This window comes from Bacillota bacterium, assembly GCA_012842395.1.
Classification (GTDB): domain Bacteria; phylum Bacillota; class SHA-98; order UBA4971; family UBA4971; genus UBA6256.
In genome coordinates, this window is record DUSX01000030.1 from 12,973 (window position 1) to 33,928 (window position 20,956).

The window sequence follows — 20,956 nt, forward strand, 5'->3', positions numbered from 1 at the left end:
CATGCGAGGTTGCCAAGGCCACAGCCATCTTCTACGCCACGCGTCGACATTCATTTCACCCCAACCATCACTCCTGAGGACCGACAGCGACCGTAGGCCGGCGCACCGAAGCCAATATCGCTGACTGCCGGACCGGACGTAACTGGGGGTGACTTAATGTGCTGCTTACTGAGTTGCGCATCGAGAATTTCCGCATGTTCGGAGAGGGGAAGAACGCGCTAGTGCTTCCTGTCAGGCCAGGTCTAACCGCGCTCATCGGGGAGAATGATGCTGGTAAGACTGCTGTTATAGATGCCCTTAGACTTGCCCTCGGCACTCGTGATCAAGAGACGATCAGGATCGATGAAGACGACTTTCACCAGGCTGTGGACGGCTCGCGGTCAACGGAGATACGGATTCGCTGCAAGTTTGAGAAGCTCACTCGGCAGGAGCTCGGGACTTTTCTGGAGCACCTAACCTATGAGGACGAGAACGGCACGAGAGTCCCCGTCCTCTATGTGAACTGGAAGGCTACTGAGACAGCTAGAGGAACCAGCCAAAGGCGATCTGTGCTCTTCGAGACGCGATCAGGAAAGGCAGGAGACGGTCCTCAGATTGACCGTGAATGCAGAGACTTTCTGCGATCGACTTATCTCAGACCATTACGTGATGCCGAGCGCGCGCTGGCCTCCGGTCGCGGTTCGCGCCTCTCCCAGATCCTGCAGAACGCCAAAGAAGTCAAAGAATACGGCGAGGACTACGATCCCGAGAAGGGACCACCTAAGGAGCTCGCCAAGTTGAGCGTTCTCGGGATAGGCAGGCTCGCAGATGAGCTTCTGAGTAATCACGAGGGGATTCAGGCCGCACGCAAACGATTAAATGATCAATTCCTCAAGCCGCTTTCGTTCAGCGGCAGTCCGTTGGAAGGGCACATTTCGGTAAGCGGGTCAAGAGGAGATGCGAGTTCGCGCCTTCGTCAGCTGCTGGAGAAGCTCGACCTTGAACTGCGCAATGGGACAGGTGAGAGCATTCCGCCCAATCACGGCCTTGGATCCAACAATCTGTTGTTCATGGCTTGCGAGCTACTACTCCTGGGGTCAGAAGAAGATGGGTTCCCGCTGTTACTCATCGAGGAACCGGAGGCGCATCTTCACCCACAACGACAACTTCGCCTCATGCAGTTTCTTCAGGAGAGCGTTAGCCAGCGATACCTTGCTGAGCAAACAGGCGACCCCAAGGGACACGGCATCCAAATCATTGTCACGACACATAGCCCGAACCTCGCGTCAGCAATTGATTTGGACAACCTTGTCTTACTGCATGAGGGCAAGGCATACTCGCTGGCGTTCGGCAACACGAAACTCGACAAGTCGGACTACGGGTTCCTCAGGCGATTCCTTGACGTTACAAAAGCGAACCTGTTCTTTGCCCGCGGTGTAATGATAGTCGAGGGTGATGCCGAGAATATCCTCTTGCCTACCATTGCCGAACTGCTTGGGCGGGATTTCACTGAGTATGGTGTGTCCATAGTCAATGTGGGCGGCACTGGTCTGCGTCGGTTTGCCCGCATCTTTCAGCGCAAGGATCCTGAGAGAGACGGAATGATCAGCATTCCCGTCGCCTGCGTGGCAGACTTCGATGTGATGCCAGACTGTGCACCGGAAATCATCGGGAAGGTCAAGGCTGATGAAGGCTGGCCCACCAGAAGTAGCCGTCGCTGGCTGGCCAAGAGGGATTTGACGGAGGATATGCTTCGAGAGCGTCGGGATGCGATCCGGAAGAGGGCCAGTGGTCAGTGTGTTGAGACATTCGTCGCAGATCAATGGACTTTGGAATACGATTTGGCTTTCTTCGGGCTGGCCAAGGAAGTCTGGGCTGCCGCGCATCTGGCTCAGGCAGATGACCAGATTAGCACAGGCAAGACGTCGCTCGAGTGTGTGATCTGCGAAGCGTCGCGCGCATTCGAGGACCTGTTGGATCAAGGCCTGTCGAAGGAGGAACTGGCGTCACGCGTGTACGCACCCTTCGTGTTGGACTCAAGCATCTCGAAGGCCACTGCAGCTCAGTATCTTGCACACCTACTGCAAGAACGACAGAGAAAGGAGCCATTGCCGCCAGACGGCTGGCGGTCTATTCTACCACCATATCTTGTTGGAGCAATCGACTATGTCACTGGTACTACCAGCAACGGAGTGGGCGGCGGAGAGGAGGGTGCACTGCATGCATGACTCCTCACGATTCACACTGCCGGCCATCAGCGACGAGGATGTCAGCTGGGTATGCCAGCTGCTGGGTCTTCCGTCGGACGCATTTTCTGGCCATGATGGCAACGATCCCCGATTGGAAATCCTCAAATGCGTCGAAACTCTGGACGTTGAGGCTTGCCCAGGTAGTGGCAAGACGACTCTACTCGTCGCGAAGCTTGCCATTCTGTCGCGAAAATGGACAGACCCACATCGTGGCCTTTGCGTACTCTCGCACACGAATGCTGCCAGGCAGGAGATAGAGAACCGCCTAGGCAATAGCCCCGAGGGAAGGCGTCTGCTCTCCTATCCTCACTTTATTGGCACAATCCATGCATTCGTGAACGAGTTCCTGGCGATACCATGGCTTCGCTCTAAGCCGCTTCCGATACGAATGATCGACGACGAGGTAAGCCGGGGTCGTCGGTGGAAAAGACTCTCTTCGAACCATCGGCACGCCTTGAGACGAGCCAGGAAAGACCCGAGCATCCTCACGATCTCTGCCAGCGATTTCAGCGTGGGAGATGTGAATTGGCGTGGGGGCAAGCTGGGGAAAACCACTCTCATCTACCAGGCCATTCAAGCTGCGTGCAAGACAGTGTGTGAGGAAGGATTCTTCTGCTACGATGAGATGTTTGTCTGGGCGAATGAGCTTCTTGACCAGGTGCCTAGCATTCGAAACGCCGTGAGAGATCGCTTTCCGGCTGTCTTCATCGACGAGGTACAGGACAACAGCGAGATGCAGTCGCGTCTATTGTTTCGGTTGTTCATGGATGGAGACCACCCTGTTGTTCGCCAACGTTTTGGCGATACAAATCAGGGGATCTACCAAAACATCGGTCAGACCGAGGGTGCAACTACCGACCCATTTCCCGACCCATCGGTCTGCGTGAGTATTCCGAACAGCCACCGATTTGGTCAGGAGATCGCCGACATCGCCAATCCTCTGGCGCTTGAACCTCAGGGCCTTGTTGGCTGCGGCCCTCGTAGAGACACCATAACAACTGACACAACGGGTAAGCACGCCATCTTTGTCTTTAGCGATCAGACCATCCTCAACGTGCTCCCAAGCTATGCTGGCTACCTCATGGAGGTTTTCTCAGATAGCGAGCTGCGGGCTGGGACGTTCACTGCTGTGGGCGCTGTTCATAGGCCTGAGGCAAACGACAGCCTGCCTCACTCAGTCCGCGACTACTGGCGAGATTACGACCCCGAGCTGACCCGCACGGAGCCGAAGCCAAGCACGTTCCGTCAGTATGTCGAAGCAGGTCGGAGGCTGGCACGGGAGTCCGGCGAGTGTCATTGGATCGTCGAGAAGATAGCTGACGGAATCCTGCAATCGGTACGGATCTTGAACCCAACGGTGAACCTAGTCACCACAACACGAAAGCACCGGTATGTCCTTGAATTACTGGCCGACAGGCCGGACCTTAGGGCAGCATATCTTGAACTCGTTACAGCGCTTACCATTGACGAACGCGGTCCGACTGTTGAGGACTGGTGCGGAAGGTGGTCGGCCGTCATCACAGACATCGCCGCGGCAATAGGCAATACATCCGCTGCTTCGCAAGATGTCCAGCGCTTCCTGGAATGGCCGATACCGGATGATGGCGGTCAAACGACGGGCGCCTCGCGGCAGCGTGACAACGTTTTCCGGTATCCTGCCCTGGCACCGAAGGTGCATATCCGCGTAGGGTCTATTCATTCGATGAAAGGGCAGACTCACACGGCTACGCTTGTTCTTGACACCTACTACAGGGGGAAGCACCATCTCGCGACGCTCATACCTTGGCTCCTTGGGGCAAAATCGGGCAAAGGAACCGAGCGTCCGGTGACTCTACTCCGACTTAAGCAACACTATGTCGCGATGACGCGGCCCAGTCATCTCCTGTGTCTTGCCATGAGAGAAGATGCTTTCCGGAAGGGAGAACTCGATCGGCTGAAGTCCATGCACTGGCGGATTGCCCGGGTTACCGATGGAGATCCAGTGTGGCTGTGACCGCGTCCACATTCTGCCGGCACAGTTGCGCTACATTTCAGCTCTCGATGGCACTCGATGTTTACGCCGACACAACAAAGGGCGTCTCTCTCGGGTTTCACGGAATGAGGAGTTGGCCATGTCCGCCAACTTCGGCTATACGAGCGGACATTTGCCCGAAGACGATTTGTCACCCCGTGGTCCAGGCCGGTGTCGCCGCAATGGTTCTCCCCATGCAGGTGGTGAAGGGTGAGGCTAAGGCCTAGGGGCCTAGCCACGCTTAGGTGAATGCCTACCGCGTGGGTGCAGCGCAAAGCTGGCTAGAAGGGGAGCGGAGGTGTTATCTCTTGTCCCATATTCCTCGCTCATGATGAGCTGGAGCCACGTTCCATTCAGAGGATGGACAAGTGCGAGTCACCGCGGTGTGCCGACGCCTGCTTTGCGCGTGACGTGAGGTGCTTGCCCTTTCTCAACCTTGGCCCCTTCGAGTACCTGCGACCGGAGCACCGTGAAAATGCATGCTGCAACCAGCGGTCCAAGGGCAGAAGGGCAACGTGGGCGGCGGCAACGTTGAAGTGCATCATCACAAAAACTGGGAGGAAGGACAATGCGAGTCGAGGTCTTCTATAAGCTACATCCTCCCTCAGTCTTCGGGCTTCCCGGCGACGATTACACAGTGATACCTGGGGGAGAAGCCGGCATTAAGGACGTCGTAGGCCCGACGATTGATACACTGACGGGCTCGGTTGTAGGCCTCGGAACATTAAGCCAGTATCGAAGGTTTGATGAGAGACTGTCCCTGCGTCTTGAACGCGAGGGTGTAGGAGTGCAACTTGTAGACAACTATGTGACTCTGACACTAGATATTGACGGCCGGTCTCTGGATCTCGAAAAGTGCGAAAGCCTGATTGAGAGTCTCTGTCTGTGGCTTACCCACTTCGCGTCCACGCCTGTCTTCGCCGAGCCCCTGCAGGCGGTCATTCCCGAAACCCAACAGGTTCTGCCACTTAGGACAACTTGTACGGCCATGAAATACCGATGGTATCATGTCCCAACTATAGAGGGATCTGTCCGTGAGTGGAGTTCTTGTAACTTGCAAGAACACCTGATGGCTGCTCTGCGCTACTATCGGCTGGGCTTGCTCTTGGCAGAAACGGGTAGCTCTCACTTTGATTCGTTTCAGGCGCAGCTGATGGTGGAAGCTATCAGCAATTACTGGAAGGCTGTTTCTGCGATAGTGGGCGATCCTTCAGTGGATCGAGACTATCAAAGGCGTTATCGTCAATACGGTATTGACGAGGCGTTCTTCAAGGGTGAAATCGAATGGCTCCGCGAGGACATGCGCAATCAGTCAGGTGTTGCACACTATCGTCTGGGCAGACCTGACTCGGCCAGGCTGCTTGAGGACTGCAGTCGGGCAGGCCGCATAGCAAAAACAGTCATTGCAGCCGCAATTCGGTACGACATGACGGGCACGTCGCGTTAGTTCATTGGAACGCGTGGGGGTCGCGCCTACCTTGGGACGCGCTATAACTGGCGGCGGCCAGTAGGATCCGTCGTGCCAGGTCAAGGGGAGACGCGGGATTGGTCTTAGCCGGGCTCTGTGCCAAACGGCGCGCCAGGTGAAGCTGTTGCAGGTTGCTAACATATGTAATGGGGCTTGTCTCAGCGCGCCGGAGCACGATAGGTTCGGGTATTACGACGAGAGGTACCTAGTTGGTAAGCGTTGTAATGGCATTAGCTGGCGTCAGCAGATATCAACAAGGGGCGGAGCTCGCCGACCAACGCCCCCCCAACCACCAGCCGGCCAAGCCCGATGTTGTCCATGCGATCCCGTGCGCGACCACGTGATGCGGCGCCTCCAGGACGCGGGGATCGGGTGCCGTCCGTACTTCACTCCCATCCGCCTGCAGCCCTTCTACCGAGCCGAGTTCGGGTCCAAGGAGGGCGCCTTCCCCGTCACGGGGCTTGCCGGGCGGACGAGCATCGGCATCCCGTTCCACAACCACCTCAACCACCTCACTGCCGGGGAGACCGACTACGTCGCCTGCGTTCTCGAGCGGGCGCCGAAGAACGCGCAGTAGGCAGGTCTTCACACCCGGTATCCCTCGGGTCGAGAAGGGCCGATGCCCCCGGTCATCGGAGTACGGACCCCGGCCTCTTCAAACAACATGGCAGCCACAAGCACGCCTTCCAGGAACGGACGGAGGTTCTCAGCTGTCTCCCACTCTCATTCCCGGCCTTCCGTGACAATTCCATGGCTCGATGACGGTCAAATGAGGGACAACCAGGTGAGGCCCGCCAAGGTCCGTAGCCCCCACTGGTTGCGTGACTCACTTCCTTCTTCTGCACGAATCCCTAAATCTCTTCAGGTCTGACGACATCTGCCAATGTCCCTCGCGCGACCTTCGGCCGTTGTAAACGGGGCGATGATCGCCGCCGACGACGATCGGGTAACGCGCGTTTGCCGAAGCGTGTCCAGCCCGGTACGGAGGAGGCAGGGGTGTGGCTTCTCTTCGAGGTTGAAAAGGTAGATGCCTCCATCGGCAATGCCATCCTTGAGACGGCTTCGGGCTTCGTGGCTGATGACGTGGTGGCTCGAACCGCTGCACGGCTGGTCCACGTAGCGCCCGAACTGCTCCACTACGCATCTTTCCCTTCACGACTGCCTAGCTTGTAATAGAGAATTCGATGCGCCTTTTTGGCTGCTGTGAAAAGGCCCGCCATCTTGAATGCCAGGCGATACGCTAACCCGAGCTTCTCAATATCCTCAGCTTGCGTAAAGTACCACTCTTCCTTCAGCTGAATACCTGTTGCCCACCGCTCTATCGCCTTGGCATCATCGATTCCCCAGTGAATGGCAGCCCCCGTCTTGTTGATCGATGGATGCCTTTGGGCATTTCTCGCCGTCAGAACGCTATACGCATCAAACACGAGGTCGCATCCAGGGAAAACCTCTTTCAATTTGAGGATCAACGCCCTTACTTCTTCGTCTTTCAGGTACATGAACAGCCCCTCCGCAATTACCAGCACAGGGCGACCTCGCGATGAAACGTCAGCCATCCAACCAAACTCCGTGACGGAAGACGGAATCATATGATAAGTATCGGTTTCCCTGTAAAATCTTCGCCTGAGGTCAATGACGTCAGGCATATCCAAATCATACCACTCGGCTTCACCGTTATTCACCCTGGTATAGCGGCTGTCAAGACCACACCCTAGATGAATTACAACACTCCTGGGATGGCGGGCTAAGAATTCTCGCGTATAGGCATCGAACTTCTTTGCTCTTAGGCAAAGCAACACGACTGTTTTTCTAGGAATTCTGAGTTTGGTAAAGTCATATTCGATGCGGTCCAAAATCTCTTGCGCTTTTCTATCGACGAAGATGGGGCTAGGTTGCTGGCTCTCGACAGCCTTAGAGTACAGAGGAACCAACAGCGTTTCCTGTTCTTTCGCCAGGAGTATCCTTTCTTTACGGTCTGACATTTTACCACCTCCAATTGTTGACGTGGCCGAACACGGGAGCAGCCAGTACGCGTCCACCTTCGCAAACCACACGCGTGAAGCTTAGTCGGAGCAAGTCCTTCCAGCCCACCTCGCCGCCTCTGCCGCTCGGCTCCCTGGCACCAGATGCGTCCTATGCTTGAGGAACCGAAGGTGGCGCTCAAGTGCTCGGATGCGCCGGATGGACCGGATGGGCCGGATGCGCCATCCCTCAACGATCGTTCGGTGCACCTCCTCGGAGGGTCCTCCCCACGGTCATAAGCTTCACCGCACGCTCTACCCCACCTGGATGGCTCGAACGTTCAATTCAAGATCCGGGCACCATGTCCTCCTTTCCAACTGGAAATGATGGCGAGCCTGGGTCGGAGCCGACCCGCCCCTCGGTACGGAGCAAAAAGCTGGCGTAGCCGCAGTTCGTCACGATGACGTAGGAGAAGTCGGCAAAGCCGCCGCTCGCCGCGATGACGGAGGAGAAACCCGGTAAAGCCGGTAGAGGCGGCGTTGGCCGCGGTGATGGAGGGGAAGGCAGGATGGCAAAACTATCATGAAAATGATGCTCTATGGTTTAGCGGTGAGAAATTGTCATATGTCGGGATCCCACGCGCATAGGATCGGTACGTAGCTACCCACCGTCACCTCACGCGCGAGAATGCTCAAACCCGTGGGCGGGCGAACAGCGCGCGGGCGCAAGCCGACTCAAAAAGCCCTGAAAGGGCGAGGTGGGTCGGGGGACGTGCGGTTCCATGAGCGAAGCTGGCCGGGGGCGGACGATCCCGCCATTCGGCTCCGGGCACGACACACGCTGGGCATGAAACATGCGAACGTCAGACAGAATGTAATCGGACGAGAGGGGCAGGCCTGGCGCCTGTCCCTCTCATTTTCCTTCTTGGGAAATTCCCCCTTGAGGAAAATCCGCTCTCGGCATTGACAGCGGCCAACTAGGAGATATATACTCATAGTGCACTAGGTCACTAGTGCACTATGATATCAGCACGCGCTCATGTGGGCCTGCGTCCAACCACGGAATCCAACCATTGAACAGATTGCCACCCGCGTCCATGATTTGCCATGAAAGGAGGGTGAGCACCTGTAGTGAGAATCGAACTAGACCTCGCTAAGCCCATATACCAGCAGATCATCGACGAGGTCAAACGGTCGGTGGCTCGTGGCGATCTCAAGCCCGGCGACAAGCTGCCGTCTCATCGCGAACTCGCGCAGAAGGCCGGCGTGAACCCTAACACGGTGCAGCGGGCATACAGAGAGATGGAACAGGCGGAGCTGGTGGAGACGCTTCGCGGACAGGGGACGTTCATCAAAGACAACCCAAGGCTTTTGAGGGAGATACGCACCGGCATGGCCCACCAAGCCCTTGCCGCGTTCATCAAGGAGATGCGAAGCCTGGGGTTCCGGGACGAGGAGATCCGAGAACTAGTTGAGGACGGGCTGAAAGGGACAGGGGAGTCCGTCCTTCACGAGATTCAAGAAACCGAGGTGAGCACGAATGAGCATCCTGGCAACGAGCGGGAGACCACCCCTCGTCAAGACGGAGAGCCTCTCTAAAAGCTACTTTCTTGCCAAAGCCCTTGATAATGTAAACATCGAGATAGAGAAGGGGATAATCGTTGGTCTCCTGGGTCCCAACGGGAGCGGGAAGTCGACGTTTCTCAAGTGCCTCATGGGGCTTGTGAGGCCCACAGCAGGGCGGGTGCTGATCGAAGGCAGGGAGCCCGACGTTGTGACCAAGGCGAAGGTGGCTTACCTCCCTGAAGTGGACCATCTCTATCCGTGGATGTCGGTAGCTGAGACCATAAAGTTCGTAGGGGCGTTCTACAGGGATTGGCAGCCTGAGCGTGTGCAGAGGCTGCTGGAACTCATCAACAACGTCGACCCAAGGGTTCAGGTGGGCAGGCTCTCCAGGGGCCAGCGCGCCAGGCTCAAGCTGCTCCTCGCCATGGCAAGGAGCGCGCCGCTCGTGCTGCTCGACGAGCCGCTTTCTGGCATCGACCCGCCCTCACGAGCGAGGATACTAAAGGCCATCGTGTCCGAGTACGAGGCGGGCGAGCAGACCATCATCTTGTCCACCCATGAGGTGGCGGAGTCTGAGAGCATATTCGACAAAGTGATCTTCCTGCATAAGGGCCGGGTGAAGATGATGGCAGACGCGGAGGAGCTTCGCCAGAGCCGCGGCACCTCAATCCAGGCCATGCTTGAGGAGGAGTACGCATGAGTAGTTCGTTTTGGAGAAGCGAGTACAGCGGGAACGTGCAGGGTGGAAGTGTGCATTGCACGGGCGCGTATTGGCAGCTTCTCAGCAAAGAGGTCCGCAGCTCAAAGCTGGTCTTGCTGCTTTCAGTTTCGGCGATAATCGCGTTGGACGTCTTCCTTGCAACTAGGACGGCAAAGTGGCAGGAGGAGCTTGTCGCGGGTCTTGCGTGGATGCCGCTGGCGCTCCTGCACTTCTACGCATTGTTCTCGGGCACGATGTCCTTCAGCCAGGAGTGGCGCGGGAACCACATGCACCTTGTGCTTTCGCTTCCGGTTCGTGGTTGGCAGATACTCAGCGCAAAGACGCTCTCCACATTCTGCGAGACCGTGGCCATCACCCTGGTGACCATGGGGGGAGCTTCCCTCCTGGGGCTCGGTCCTGTGGCAACGCTGCTGCGCAACACTGGAGTGGCGCCGAACGCAGTCCCTGCCGGCCTCGCTTACAAGCTGGTGATCCTAGCCACGGCGCTGCTGTGGTTCTCGGTGGTCGCCGTCATCATCGCAGTCCAGTTCTCCTACATCGCTGGCAGGATGTTTCAGCGATCCGGAGGGCTCGTGATGGTCTGGACCTTTCTCCTTAGCCTCTGGGGACTATTCCGGCTCATGTCCGTCGTGACGCCTGCGCTCAGGTGGCTTCCGGACCTGCCGTTCCAGGTTTGGAGCAACGTGAACGGCCTCATCAGCCTGAGAACTGTGCACCTCGATAGCGCGCCCTTCATGGTAGCGGCGCTGTGGATGCTCGCCCTCTTTGCGGCTGGATCCTGGCTGCTCGAGCGTCATGTCGAGGTGTGAGATCCGCTGGGTTGAGGTGGGGTTTGAGACAGGAGCGGAACACAACACAAGAGACGCGCGCCACAGGAAACGCACAGCGCGAGGAGGGAACGAGATGAGAGCAAGACTTGCGTTCCTCTTTATACTGGCCGCATTGACCGTCGTGGCGGTCATGGATGCCGCCACCGGCGGTTTGAACAAGCTAGACAGGATTGGCCCGGTGCTCATCGAGTCCGGGAATGCCGACATGAATTCGGGGCTATCCGTGGATTCGAGAACGCCTCACGTTACGAAGTCGGGCAGCCTCACGATGAGCGCCGCGGGTATCACGAAGTTTGGGATCGCCAACGATTTCGGCAGCGTGGCCATTACGGCCGGCGCAGAGGGAGCAGCCGGGGCTGAAGACTCCATAGAAGTGGACTACGATATCACGGTCTATGCCGAGTCTGAGGAGCGGGCAAAGGAGTTTGCCAACAGATGCTCGGTCGACCTCGGCGCGAGCGGCGGCGAGGCGAGGGTGGCGCTGAGTCAGCCACGGGAGAGCTCCGAGAGGATAATGGGGGTGGTCACAAACTACAGGGTAAAGCTTCCTCCACGCCTCAAGGTCGATGTGGTAAACAGCTTCGGCGAGGTGAGCATTGACGGGGTGTCGGGGGACGTGGACCTCCAGAACCAATACGGCGCCACCAGGACGTCCAACCTCGGCGGCTCGCTCGTTGCGAGAACCGGGTTTGCCGCCGCCCAAATCTCCGGGATCGCCAAGGACGCCGACATCACGGTTCAGCAGGGTAGTCTCACTTTGAACAGCGTCGGGGGCAACGTCACGCTGAGGGCGAGATTCTCGCGGGTTGATGCGTCGGCCATCGCGGGAGCGGTTGACCTCATCGCAGAGCATGGCCAGGTCAACCTGGCGGACGTGGGCGGCGGCCTTACGGGCAAAGGCAGCTTCTGCCCGGTGAGCGGACGAAACGTTCGCGGGAGTGTGCTCCTCACCTCCGATCACGGCCTGGTGGAGATCAGCGGGATCGACGACGAGACGCGTGTGCGGTCCACATACGCCCCGGTCCGGGTGGAACTCGGGGAGGCGGCCGAGGGTTACAGGGTAGAGATGCGCACCCGGTTCGGAAGCATCGATGCGGATGTGCCTGTCACAACCGGCGGACGCGTTCAGAACGAGGAGCAGGCGACCGCTGTAGTAGGGCGGGGAGGGATCCCTGTGCATGTGGAATCCGAGTTTGGGACGATAACGCTGCGGACGAGGTAGACGAGGTAGCGGAGGCGAAGAGCCAGCAATGTCAAGTGTCGACGGAGCGCGCGGCGGAGTGTACGCGGCGGAGCGGGCGCAGCGGAGCATGCGCGGCGGAGCGTACATGGCAGAACGCGCGCCGGGAGCGCGAGCATCGCCGTCCCCCTCCGGAGGGGCGAGTCTTGTCCCAGACCCCGAGCGGCCGCGTGGTAGGAGGGGAAGGATGATGGAGGGCATGCGTGCGGCGGGAGCGGTGATGCCAGGCACTCATCGGCTGGGAGGGATGACGCCAGGCACTCGTCCGGGTGCAGGCGTGACACAGGGAACGCGCAGGTTGAGGAGGGGTGACGGCCGACACGCATGGGCTGGGAGGGACGGCAGAAATCACGCCTGCATAAGGACTGGTGACACATGGAACTGGAGGGACTGTGGTGAGTGGTGTCCAGCAGGAATGGGCCAGAGACTGTGACGCCAGGCACGCATCCACACGTACGGGTGATTTGGAGCGTGCAAGCCCCATCCAGGGTTGTGCCGATGCGTCCGAAGAGCGACAGAGCGACGGGGCGCGTCGTTCGGGCTGTCCGCGGAGCGTCTCGGGGAATGATCGAGAAGGCTTGGTCGAGGAGGCTGCGGTGAGGAATAGCTGAGGCGAACCGCCGGGACGTGGGAAGCGCGTAGCGCAAGAAGGGGTTTCGGGGGGGGGGCAGCCAAATGGCAGTTCCCGCCGCGGCCGGTGGCACCAAGGACGGCAAGGATGGTGGTTGAGGATGGTGCCGGACGGGAGCGTCCGACGAGTAAATAGGGAGGAGTTTTCTGGAACGTCGCAGAATATCCATAGGTGCGGAACATACCAAACAGACACCATAGGTAAGGGGGAGATAGCGATGCTATCGAAGCGGCTTCAGCGGATCCTGTCTGTGCTGGTCGTACTGGCCCTCTTGGCAGTGTTCGGCGCCTCCGTTTCCACCGGCGCCTCCGCGGCAAGCTCCGCGGAACGCGAGACCAATGGCATTATCGCGTTCCTGACGGACTGGGGAACCCGAGACTTCTACGTCGGTGCTGTCAAAGGCGTCGCCCTGTCAATCTTCCCGGAGGCTACTCTCGTTGACATCACGCATGAGGTGGAACCCTACAACATAATGGAAGGCGCCGTGACTCTCCTGCTCGCGGCCAGGGAGTACCCGGCGGGAACCGTGTTTGTTGCAATCGTCGATCCAGGAGTCGGCACTGAGAGGCGTCCGATCGTCCTTCGGACCGAAGACGACAAGTTCTTCGTTGGTCCCGATAACGGACTGTTCACGTTCGTGGCTCAGGAGTTCGGCGTGAAAGCCGTCTATCAGATAACAAACAAGGACTTCATGCGTCCCGGACCAATATCATTCTCATTCCATGGGCGCGACATCTTTACGCCAACCGCCGCCCGCATTGCTGCCGGCCGCAAGGCAAGTGACGTGGGCCCAGCTATCAGTGACTTTGTCGTGCTGGACGTTAAGCCAGCGAGGTTGGAAGACGGCAAATTGATCGGCGAAGTGGTCCTGGTCGACCAGTATGGAAACATGCAGGCGAACATCTCGAGGGACCTTGTTGCAAAGCTTGGTCTCAAGTTCAACGACAAAGTCCGTGTGACGGTGGGCGACAAGACCATCGAAAGCAGGTTTGTGAATACATACGGCGATGTGCCCGAGGGCAGCGACCTGATTTTCGTAGCGAGCACCGAATGGGTGGAGATCTCGGTCAACATGGGGAGCGCAAAAGATAGGTTTGGAGGAGACATCGGTTCGCAAGTGATCATCGAAAAGGCCGAATAGCGCGCAGGAGGCGCCTTTCGAAGTCGCGAACTCGAGGTCGCGAAGTCGGCGATGAGAGACGGGTTCCGGAATCGGGATGATGTGTGTACGTGGGTATGACATCGACGTTGGGCTGATTGTGTGTAGTGAGGTTCCGGAATCGATGGTCCGCATACATGGGGCGGTGACGGGCCACGGGCCTGACACCGCCCTGGCCAACCTGGCCAGCGCAGGCCAGCCCAGCCATCCCAGACAGCCTAGACGGCTTGGCCGGCCGCACGCGCAACACAAAACAGATGGCCCGCCTCCTCCCGGTCCTGGGACGGCCGTGGCGGTGGTGGGGTGTTATCTCAGAGTCGTCCCCCTCCCCTCCCCTCCCCCTCTCCTCTCCTCGCCTTTCCTCTCGTCCCCTCCTCATACAGCGGCCCGGTGCAGCGGCCCGGTGACTCCCACCCCTCTCGTCTACTTCGCATCGGGGCACCCGTCTGCTCCGGGAGCAGGAGGGCGGTTGGCGGTCGCGGAGAAATGCCTTGAAGAACCTGGACTACTTTGTCTATGCTATTCTTGTCGAATTGCCAGACTTGCGTCATGCTGGCTGAGGAGGGTGGAAGAGGGTTGAATAGAAGTGAAAACGACGCTTTCAGGGCAACCCTAGAGGAAGCACTGAGCAAGGATTTTAGGGGGTGGGATTTCACATATCTTGAGGCCCCCAGAAGGATGCACGAATACCCTCTGTCGTGGAACTACACAGTTGAGGTTCTCCCGTACTTGAAGCAAGCCAAGTCATTATTGGATATGGGGACGGGTGGCGGCGAGTATTTGTCCCTCCTCGCCTCCCTCCATCCTTTACCAGGGATTGCGTTTGCAACCGAAGGTTACGAGCCGAACATACCTGTCGCACGGGCAAGATTAGCGCCGCTAGGCGTTGAAGTTAGGCGGGTGTCGAGCGATGACGAGCTGCCTTTCGATGATGGCGTGTTTGACCTGATAATCAACAGGCATGAATCCTACCACTTCAGGGAGGTATACCGGATCCTGAAGGCCCACGGGGTTTTTGTCACTCAGCAGGTCGGCGGGATGAATGATTATGAAATCAACCAGATTCTGCATGCTGGCGAGCCCGTGTATCATGAATGGAATCTGGCTACAGCCGTCCGTGAGCTTGAAGAAGCAGGAATGCGGATTCTAAAACAGAAGGAGGACTACACAAAGACCCGGTTTTACGACATTGGCGCCATAGCTTATTATGTCAAGACGATTCCCTGGCAGGTGCCTGACTTCACGTTAGACAAGGACGATTATTACGAGGGGCTAAAGTACATGGACGAAGTTATAAAGAGAGTAGGCTTTATAGAATTCACATGCCACAGGTTCTTGATTGTGTCTCAGAAGTAGGGGCTCTCCGGGGGCCCTCCGGACCATCGCGGGATCCTACGCCGGGCGCCCTGCCACGCCCTCGGCCTGGTTTTTCATGTGTTTGCTGCCTCCTTCGCGCTCCTGCCTCCGGTTGGCTCATCTGAAACCACCATTTGAAACCGCCATTGGCGTCGCCACTGGCGTAAGCCACAAGCCAGATGGTGTGAGATCAGCACCGTGATGCGTGATAGGTACATCAGCTTGGTGATGACTGGTCCGGGACAGAACGGCCGGGACGGAAGTTGTCCCGCTCATCGCGGCAGCGGTGACGTCCGACACGCCCAGTTGGGGATGAGTGACGTCCGACACGCGTAGTTGGGAATGGGTGGGGACCGGCACACGTAGTTGCGGATAACTGAAAGCCGGCACGCATAGTCGGGAATACCTGAGGCCCAGCACACGTAGTCGGACATGAGTTACGGCCAGCGCGCGTCCAGGGATATACGTGACATGAGGAACGGGTGCGCTCGGGACGGGGGACAGTCGATACGTGTAGGCCGGGAGGGGTGACAGATGGCACGTGTGCGTGGGGACGAGTGACGCAAGGGACGCGTGATGCCATGAGGAGTGACATGTGTTACGGGATGGATCGGAAGCATGACGCGCAGAACGATACACCGGAAAGAAGTGATGTGCGCCACCCATCCTGGTCCGACGGGTGATGCGCGAGGAGGTCTGCCGAGAACGGGTGGCGCACGGTACACGTCGAGTGCGAGCGGTGATGCCCATCACGGAACAGACGCGGACGTCATCCCGCGCGCTCGAGACTAGTGCCGCGGTCCAAGGCGAAGGGGCGACCGGAGCTGGTCCACGGAGAGGCATCGGCTCTACCCGGCCCGGGAGTCGTCACTTCCTTTCTCAAGGGCACCAGGGTAGCCGGTGGTTGCACGGGCGGCCAGATTCGAAGCTTCCCGCCGTCCAACCCACCGGCAGCCCCCAGCGTTCTTCAGGAAGAAAGACGAGAGTCCATGACGCCAGAGCCGGGCAACACAACGGTTCCGATGGAATCCATGTCGGGATCTTGGGCGCGACCATCATCCGGCAGGCGCGATCGTCATTCGTCATCGGGCTCGGGCTGCCAACGCAATCCCGTTCCAAACCCCAGGTCGCGGCCTGTTTCGCGGCGACACCACCTGTGGGGGACTCCCGGCGCCTGAGCGTGAGTGTGAGCGCGAGGGCCTAAGCCGAGCTGCGCCCAGCTGAGCCGAGCTGACGGCCCTGCCTACCCAAGCCGCATGACCAGTCTATTCCGCAATTCAGCGGGTCACATACGTCACCACGTCATCGAACGCCTTCCGTGTCGACGCGCCCGTTATCGCGTCCACGCTCTCATCTGACACGCCGATAAGCAGCACGGCCACGGCGTTCATCGCCTTGGGTATGCCCAATAGCTTGTGGAAGTAATCGCTTCTAGCACCGTTGATGGCGTCGGTGGGAGAAGAGACTATCTTGGTAGCGTACCCTAGCACCATCGCAGCGACGGACATGTTCTGACAAGCAAGCCCGCAGTCAAACGGGTCTGTGCTCAGGTTGCTTGTGCTCGACACGACGATGGCGACCTTGGCCGACGCGAGCGACAGTCTCCGAGGCGCACCTCCCACTCGGCCCTGCGCAGGCGCAGGGGCCGGCCCGCCCGGCGGAGGTGTTTGCCCACCCTGCGAGGGAGCTTGCCCGCCTGGAGGAGGAACCATCATGCCGCCCCCGCCGCCCATGCTGCTTTCTATCTCCTCGAGTATCTCCGCATCGCGCACTACGGAAAAGTGCCACCGCTGGCTGTTGCGCGCACTGGGAGCATTGATGCCGGCTTTGAGTCGATGATGTCAATGTCGCTGCGTTCCGCCTTGGTCGCTGCCTCCGCGACTGATGAGGCATTGCCCTTCTTGTGCGGCTGAACTAACTCCACGCCTGCATAGCAGGTTAAGGCAAGTACCAGTGCAACAGCAAGGAGCGACCTCGAGTGCGGCGCTGGTGCCATGCGTTTCATGCCTAAGACCCTCCTTCCTGAAGCCCTCCTTCGACCTTCGACCTTTCCTGAAGCCCAGTTGAACTCCCATGCTTTCACCATTCCGTCAGGGGACGCGAGCGATGGCCCCACGCTCCATCTTGTGCGTGGACACGAGTTCACCTGTCCCGGGACATTCCTCCCCTGGCCCGCGGTCCCCTTGCCCATCCTTCCAACTCACGCGGACATCTTTCGTGAACCACAACCAGTCTCCTCCAGACCTTCGAGCCTCGCTACTTGGGAAGTCACTCCGGGCGGTCGCAGTCACATGGACGAGGGGTCGTTGAGACTCCCTGGTGAGTGCGAGTCTGGCCTGCCGCAGCGACGATCTTGCCTGATTGGGCCGAGCTGCCGTGTTCGCGTGATTTCACGATGCTGTTCGCCCATGCACCCGCGTGCCAGCGTCCCCACGCGCTGGCCGCTGGCATGCTTACGTGTGCGTGCCTGAGCCTGCGCGTTGCGATGCCATCGTGTCATCGTGCCAGTGCGCCCGTATGCCAGCGTACCTGCGCGCTTGCGCGTTGCGGTGCCTGCACCACGAAGCTGAAAGTTGAGAGAAACGTTGGCAACAGTTTAGGTCTGCTTCAGAGAGCCTTGCCTTCCAATTGCTATCATTCCATTGGAATCTCCATTGGTGGAATCTCCGTTGGAGTCAGGGTCTGCCGTGCCTTGGCATCTGCCGCCAAGATGCCAATGTGCCAATGAAGGATGTTCAACTCGCGAGGAAGGGGGACGCGTCCGTGAGTGTCATCCTCGTTGAGGAGAGCAGGTGTAGAAAGTGTTACGCCTGCATAAGGTCGTGCCCTGTCAAGGCGATCAAGGTTGAGGATGGCGTCACGAGAGCTGTGGACGGGCTGTGCGTGGCGTGCGGGGAGTGCATCGAGGCGTGCGCGCAGAGGGCGCGACGCTCGCAGCCGGACGGTGGTACTGCGGGGCTGCTCGACGCGCTTCTGGCTGAAGGGCGCGCCATCGCTCTCCTTGACCCGTCGTTCCCGGCGGCGTTCCCAGGCGTATCTGCGGGCCAGGTGGTGGCGGGCGTTGCGGCTCTAGGGTTCTCGGAGGTGCGCGACACGTCACCCGCCATAAGGCGTGTCGTCGAGGCGTACCGGGCTGCGCTCCAGACCCTGTCCGCATGCCCGTCTTCAGGTCCGGGGCCATCCTACTACGGCCCGGGCCGGAACGAACTCGCCCCGGCGCGTCCGGTCGCTGTCAAGCGTCCTGCGATAAGCTCAGCGTGTCCGGCGGTGGTGCGCCTTGTGGAGAGGCATTACCCGGACCTCGTGGACAATCTCGTCCCTGTCGCCTCGCCTCCCATAGTTGCAGCGCGCGTGATCCGCGAGGCTCTTCAGGCGGTTGACGATGATGCGCTGCTGGGCTCGCGAATCTCCGGCCGTGGCAAGGGCCGCAGGGCGTCGGAGCCGCCCGCGGCACTGCCTGCGCCCGGCGGGCCCGCAGCAGCCAGGCGGGCGGGCAAGCCTTCCGGCAAGCCCGGGGCCGCGGCGCGCTCGGACGCAGGCGTCAGGATCGTGTATGTTGGACCGTGTGTCGCGCGAAAGGCCGAGGTCTCCGAGCTCGGGGCCGCATCGGGCATAGATGCAGTCCTCACGTTTGACGAGCTTGCCGCGGCGTTCGAGGCGAGGGACATCGTGCTCCGGGATCTTGGCCCGCGAGCGCTCGACGGTCCCATTGCGCCGTATGAGCGCCACGTGGCTTTCGCGGGCGGGCTGTCGTGGCTCATGGGGATGTCGAAGGGGCTTTCCGACGAAGAGCTCGTGATAGCGGCGGGCGGGTCGAGGTGCGTCGAGGTGATGGGCGACCTCGCGCGGGGCGTCCTCAGCCCGCTCTTCGTCGATGCGTCCATGTGCCGTGGTTGCCTGGACGCGCCCGCGCTTCGCAGGCGCTCCTCGGTCTCCGTGCGCAAGCATGCATGCCAAGCGTTCGCTCTGGAAGAGGCGGCGTCCCCCGGAGAGCCTGGCGACGCGCCGGTCGGAGGTGGCGCGTGTGGCGGAGGCGAGGTCAAGGCCGATGTGCTCGGGCGCACGTTCAAGGCGTGCGGGGTTAAGCTGCCCATTCCCAGCGAGTCAGAGATAGCCGAGATCCTGGCGTTCTCAGGGAAGATCTCGCCCCAGGACCACCTGGACTGCGGAATGTGCGGTTACCCCACGTGCAGGGCATACGCCGTCGCCGTGTACCAGAACATGGCCCGGTCCGACATGTGCGTGCAGCATGTGGTGGATAGGCTCAGGGACAAGGTGGAGAATATGAAGGCCGAGCTCGTATCGGTGAGGACATCGTCTTTCGACGATATCTACGGTGCAAGCCACCAGATCCGGGTGGCGAAGGACCTCGCCGAGAGGGCTGCGCGGAGCGGGTCCACCGTGCTCCTGCTGGGGGAGAGCGGGGTGGGGAAGGAGGTTTTCGCGCGGGCCATCCACTCGGCGAGCTCGCGGCGGGGAGGGCCGTTCGTGAGCGTGAACTGCGCCGCCATTCCGGATAACCTCATGGAGGCTGAGCTGTTCGGCTATGTGGAGGGAGCGTTCACTGGGGCGGTGAAGGGGGGCAAGCCGGGCAAGTTTGAGCTGGCAGCCGGGGGCACCATCTTCCTGGACGAGATCGGCGACATGTCCGTGCAGCTCCAGGCGAAGCTGCTTCGGGTGTTGCAGACCCACAAGATCGAGCGCGTGGGCGGGACGCGGGAGATCGAGGTGGACGTGCGCGTGATGGCCGCCACTAACAAGGACCTCGAGGCGATGGTGAGGGACGGTGCGTTCAGGTTGGGCCTTTATTACCGCCTCAACGTGGTGACCATCCGCATACCCCCGTTGCGCGAGCGCATCGAGGACATCCCGCTGATAATCAGCATGTCCCTTGCCAAGCTCTCAGCCCGTTGCCCGACGAAGGTGACATCGGTGTCGCCGGAGGCGCTGCGGATCCTGCTCGACTACAGCTGGCCGGGGAATGTGAGGGAGCTCGAGAACGTGCTGGAGAGAGCGCTCAACCTGGCGGACGGCGAGGTCATCGGGGTGGAGCACCTGCCAAGCCATGTCGTGGATTCCGCCAAAGGGCCGGGCCGCGCGGTAGCCGTCTACGGGCACGGGGCAGGCGAGGCCTTGAACGACGTGGTCGCGAGGGCGGAGCGAGAGACGCTCATCGAGGTCCTGAAGGCCACCGGTAACAACAGGAGCCGCGCCGCGAGACAGCTAGGGATCTCACGATCCGCGCTTTACGAGAAGCTGCGAAAATACGGGATCGTGTAAGGATTGCAGTATCTAGGTATGGTGCCATACGTTCTCGTTTCTTTTCTTGAGGGCGCTAGGGTTGCCGGTGCTTGCACGACGAGGCGTCGAGAATTAGGCAGGCCTGCGCGCCAAATTCGAACGAGGCTCGCCGCAAGCGTGCCGTCCCCGGAGGGCAACACCGGCAACCCTGGGCCTGGGCAGGATTCGCGCGCTGAAAAGTAGCGCGAACTTGTGGCGATGTACCTAGCTACGGCTCATCGAGTTCTCGTCCCCCTCCTTATTGCGGCAGCGCGGCTCTTCAGCTCAATCGCTCAGGACCGCCGTTGTGCCGGGTGCCAGGCGGATCTGGTGGACAATGGGGAGGTTCAGCAATCTCCCGGCGATACACTTGGTCTGTCGAGGGAGGATACGAGGACCCGACCGGACCGATGCCGCCGAGCGGCAGAGCGGAGGCCTGAGATGGTACCGCAAGGGAAACGGTCTCTCCTGACGAAGTACCGGACCACCGGCCATGGACCGAAGG

At 59.7% G+C, this 20,956-nt stretch carries 14 protein-coding genes; 11 read left to right on the forward strand and 3 right to left on the reverse strand.

The genetic code is table 11. The annotated features are described in order from the left end of the window. Positions 1–158: 158 nt before the first annotated feature. From GX515_08895 to GX515_08910, 4 genes are all read left to right on the forward strand, one after another. The gene (locus GX515_08895) at positions 159–2,207 is read left to right on the forward strand and encodes an AAA family ATPase (protein HHY33112.1); all 2,049 of its coding nucleotides are present in this window, start codon (positions 159–161) and stop codon (positions 2,205–2,207) included. Then, entirely contained in the window at positions 2,200–4,221 is a 2,022-nt protein-coding gene (locus GX515_08900) for a UvrD-helicase domain-containing protein (protein HHY33113.1), read from the forward strand. Before GX515_08895 ends, GX515_08900 begins: the two co-directional genes overlap by 8 nt. A 586-nt stretch (positions 4,222–4,807) precedes the next feature. Next, entirely contained in the window at positions 4,808–5,686 is an 879-nt protein-coding gene (locus tag GX515_08905; protein HHY33114.1) for a hypothetical protein, read from the forward strand. A 364-nt stretch (positions 5,687–6,050) separates the two neighbouring features. Beyond that, positions 6,051–6,284, forward strand: coding sequence for a hypothetical protein (locus tag GX515_08910; GenBank protein ID HHY33115.1), 234 nt, complete (start codon positions 6,051–6,053; stop codon positions 6,282–6,284). A 559-nt stretch (positions 6,285–6,843) separates the two neighbouring features. Here the strand turns inward: GX515_08910 and GX515_08915 are convergent. Then, complete coding sequence (locus tag GX515_08915; protein HHY33116.1) at positions 6,844–7,689, reverse strand: class I SAM-dependent methyltransferase; 846 nt, start codon at positions 7,687–7,689, stop codon at positions 6,844–6,846. Positions 7,690–8,805: 1,116 nt separating this feature from the next. On the opposite strand from GX515_08915, the gene GX515_08920 reads away from it, so the two are divergent. From GX515_08920 to GX515_08945, 6 genes are all read left to right on the forward strand, one after another. Beyond that, entirely contained in the window at positions 8,806–9,267 is a 462-nt protein-coding gene (locus tag GX515_08920) for a GntR family transcriptional regulator (protein ID HHY33117.1), read from the forward strand. Then, positions 9,209–9,934 carry an ABC transporter ATP-binding protein gene (locus GX515_08925; protein ID HHY33118.1) on the forward strand — a complete coding sequence of 242 codons (726 nt, stop codon included), beginning with the start codon at positions 9,209–9,211 and terminating at the stop codon, positions 9,932–9,934. The genes GX515_08920 and GX515_08925 overlap by 59 nt, the downstream gene beginning before the upstream one ends. Next, positions 9,931–10,764, forward strand: coding sequence for a hypothetical protein (locus GX515_08930; GenBank protein ID HHY33119.1), 834 nt, complete (start codon positions 9,931–9,933; stop codon positions 10,762–10,764). The genes GX515_08925 and GX515_08930 overlap by 4 nt, the downstream gene beginning before the upstream one ends. Positions 10,765–10,858: 94 nt before the next feature. After that, positions 10,859–12,007, forward strand: coding sequence for a hypothetical protein (locus tag GX515_08935; GenBank protein HHY33120.1), 1,149 nt, complete (start codon positions 10,859–10,861; stop codon positions 12,005–12,007). A gap of 743 nt (positions 12,008–12,750) precedes the next feature. Then, entirely contained in the window at positions 12,751–13,797 is a 1,047-nt protein-coding gene (locus tag GX515_08940) for an SAM-dependent chlorinase/fluorinase (GenBank protein ID HHY33121.1), read from the forward strand. A gap of 567 nt (positions 13,798–14,364) precedes the next feature. After that, positions 14,365–15,171 carry a class I SAM-dependent methyltransferase gene (locus GX515_08945; GenBank protein ID HHY33122.1) on the forward strand — a complete coding sequence of 269 codons (807 nt, stop codon included), beginning with the start codon at positions 14,365–14,367 and terminating at the stop codon, positions 15,169–15,171. A 1,277-nt stretch (positions 15,172–16,448) separates the two neighbouring features. On the opposite strand, the gene GX515_08950 is transcribed toward GX515_08945, so the two are convergent. Next, positions 16,449–16,991, reverse strand: a complete 543-nt coding sequence (locus GX515_08950) for a hypothetical protein (protein HHY33123.1) — start codon at positions 16,989–16,991, stop codon at positions 16,449–16,451. Then, a complete protein-coding gene (locus tag GX515_08955) occupies positions 16,943–17,176 on the reverse strand; it encodes a hypothetical protein (GenBank protein HHY33124.1) in 234 nt (77 codons plus the stop codon). The genes GX515_08950 and GX515_08955 overlap by 49 nt, the downstream gene beginning before the upstream one ends. 758 nt (positions 17,177–17,934) lie before the next feature. Between GX515_08955 and GX515_08960 the strand changes: the two genes are divergently transcribed. Continuing rightward, positions 17,935–20,451 carry a sigma 54-interacting transcriptional regulator gene (locus tag GX515_08960; protein HHY33125.1) on the forward strand — a complete coding sequence of 839 codons (2,517 nt, stop codon included), beginning with the start codon at positions 17,935–17,937 and terminating at the stop codon, positions 20,449–20,451. Positions 20,452–20,956: the final 505 nt, after the last annotated feature.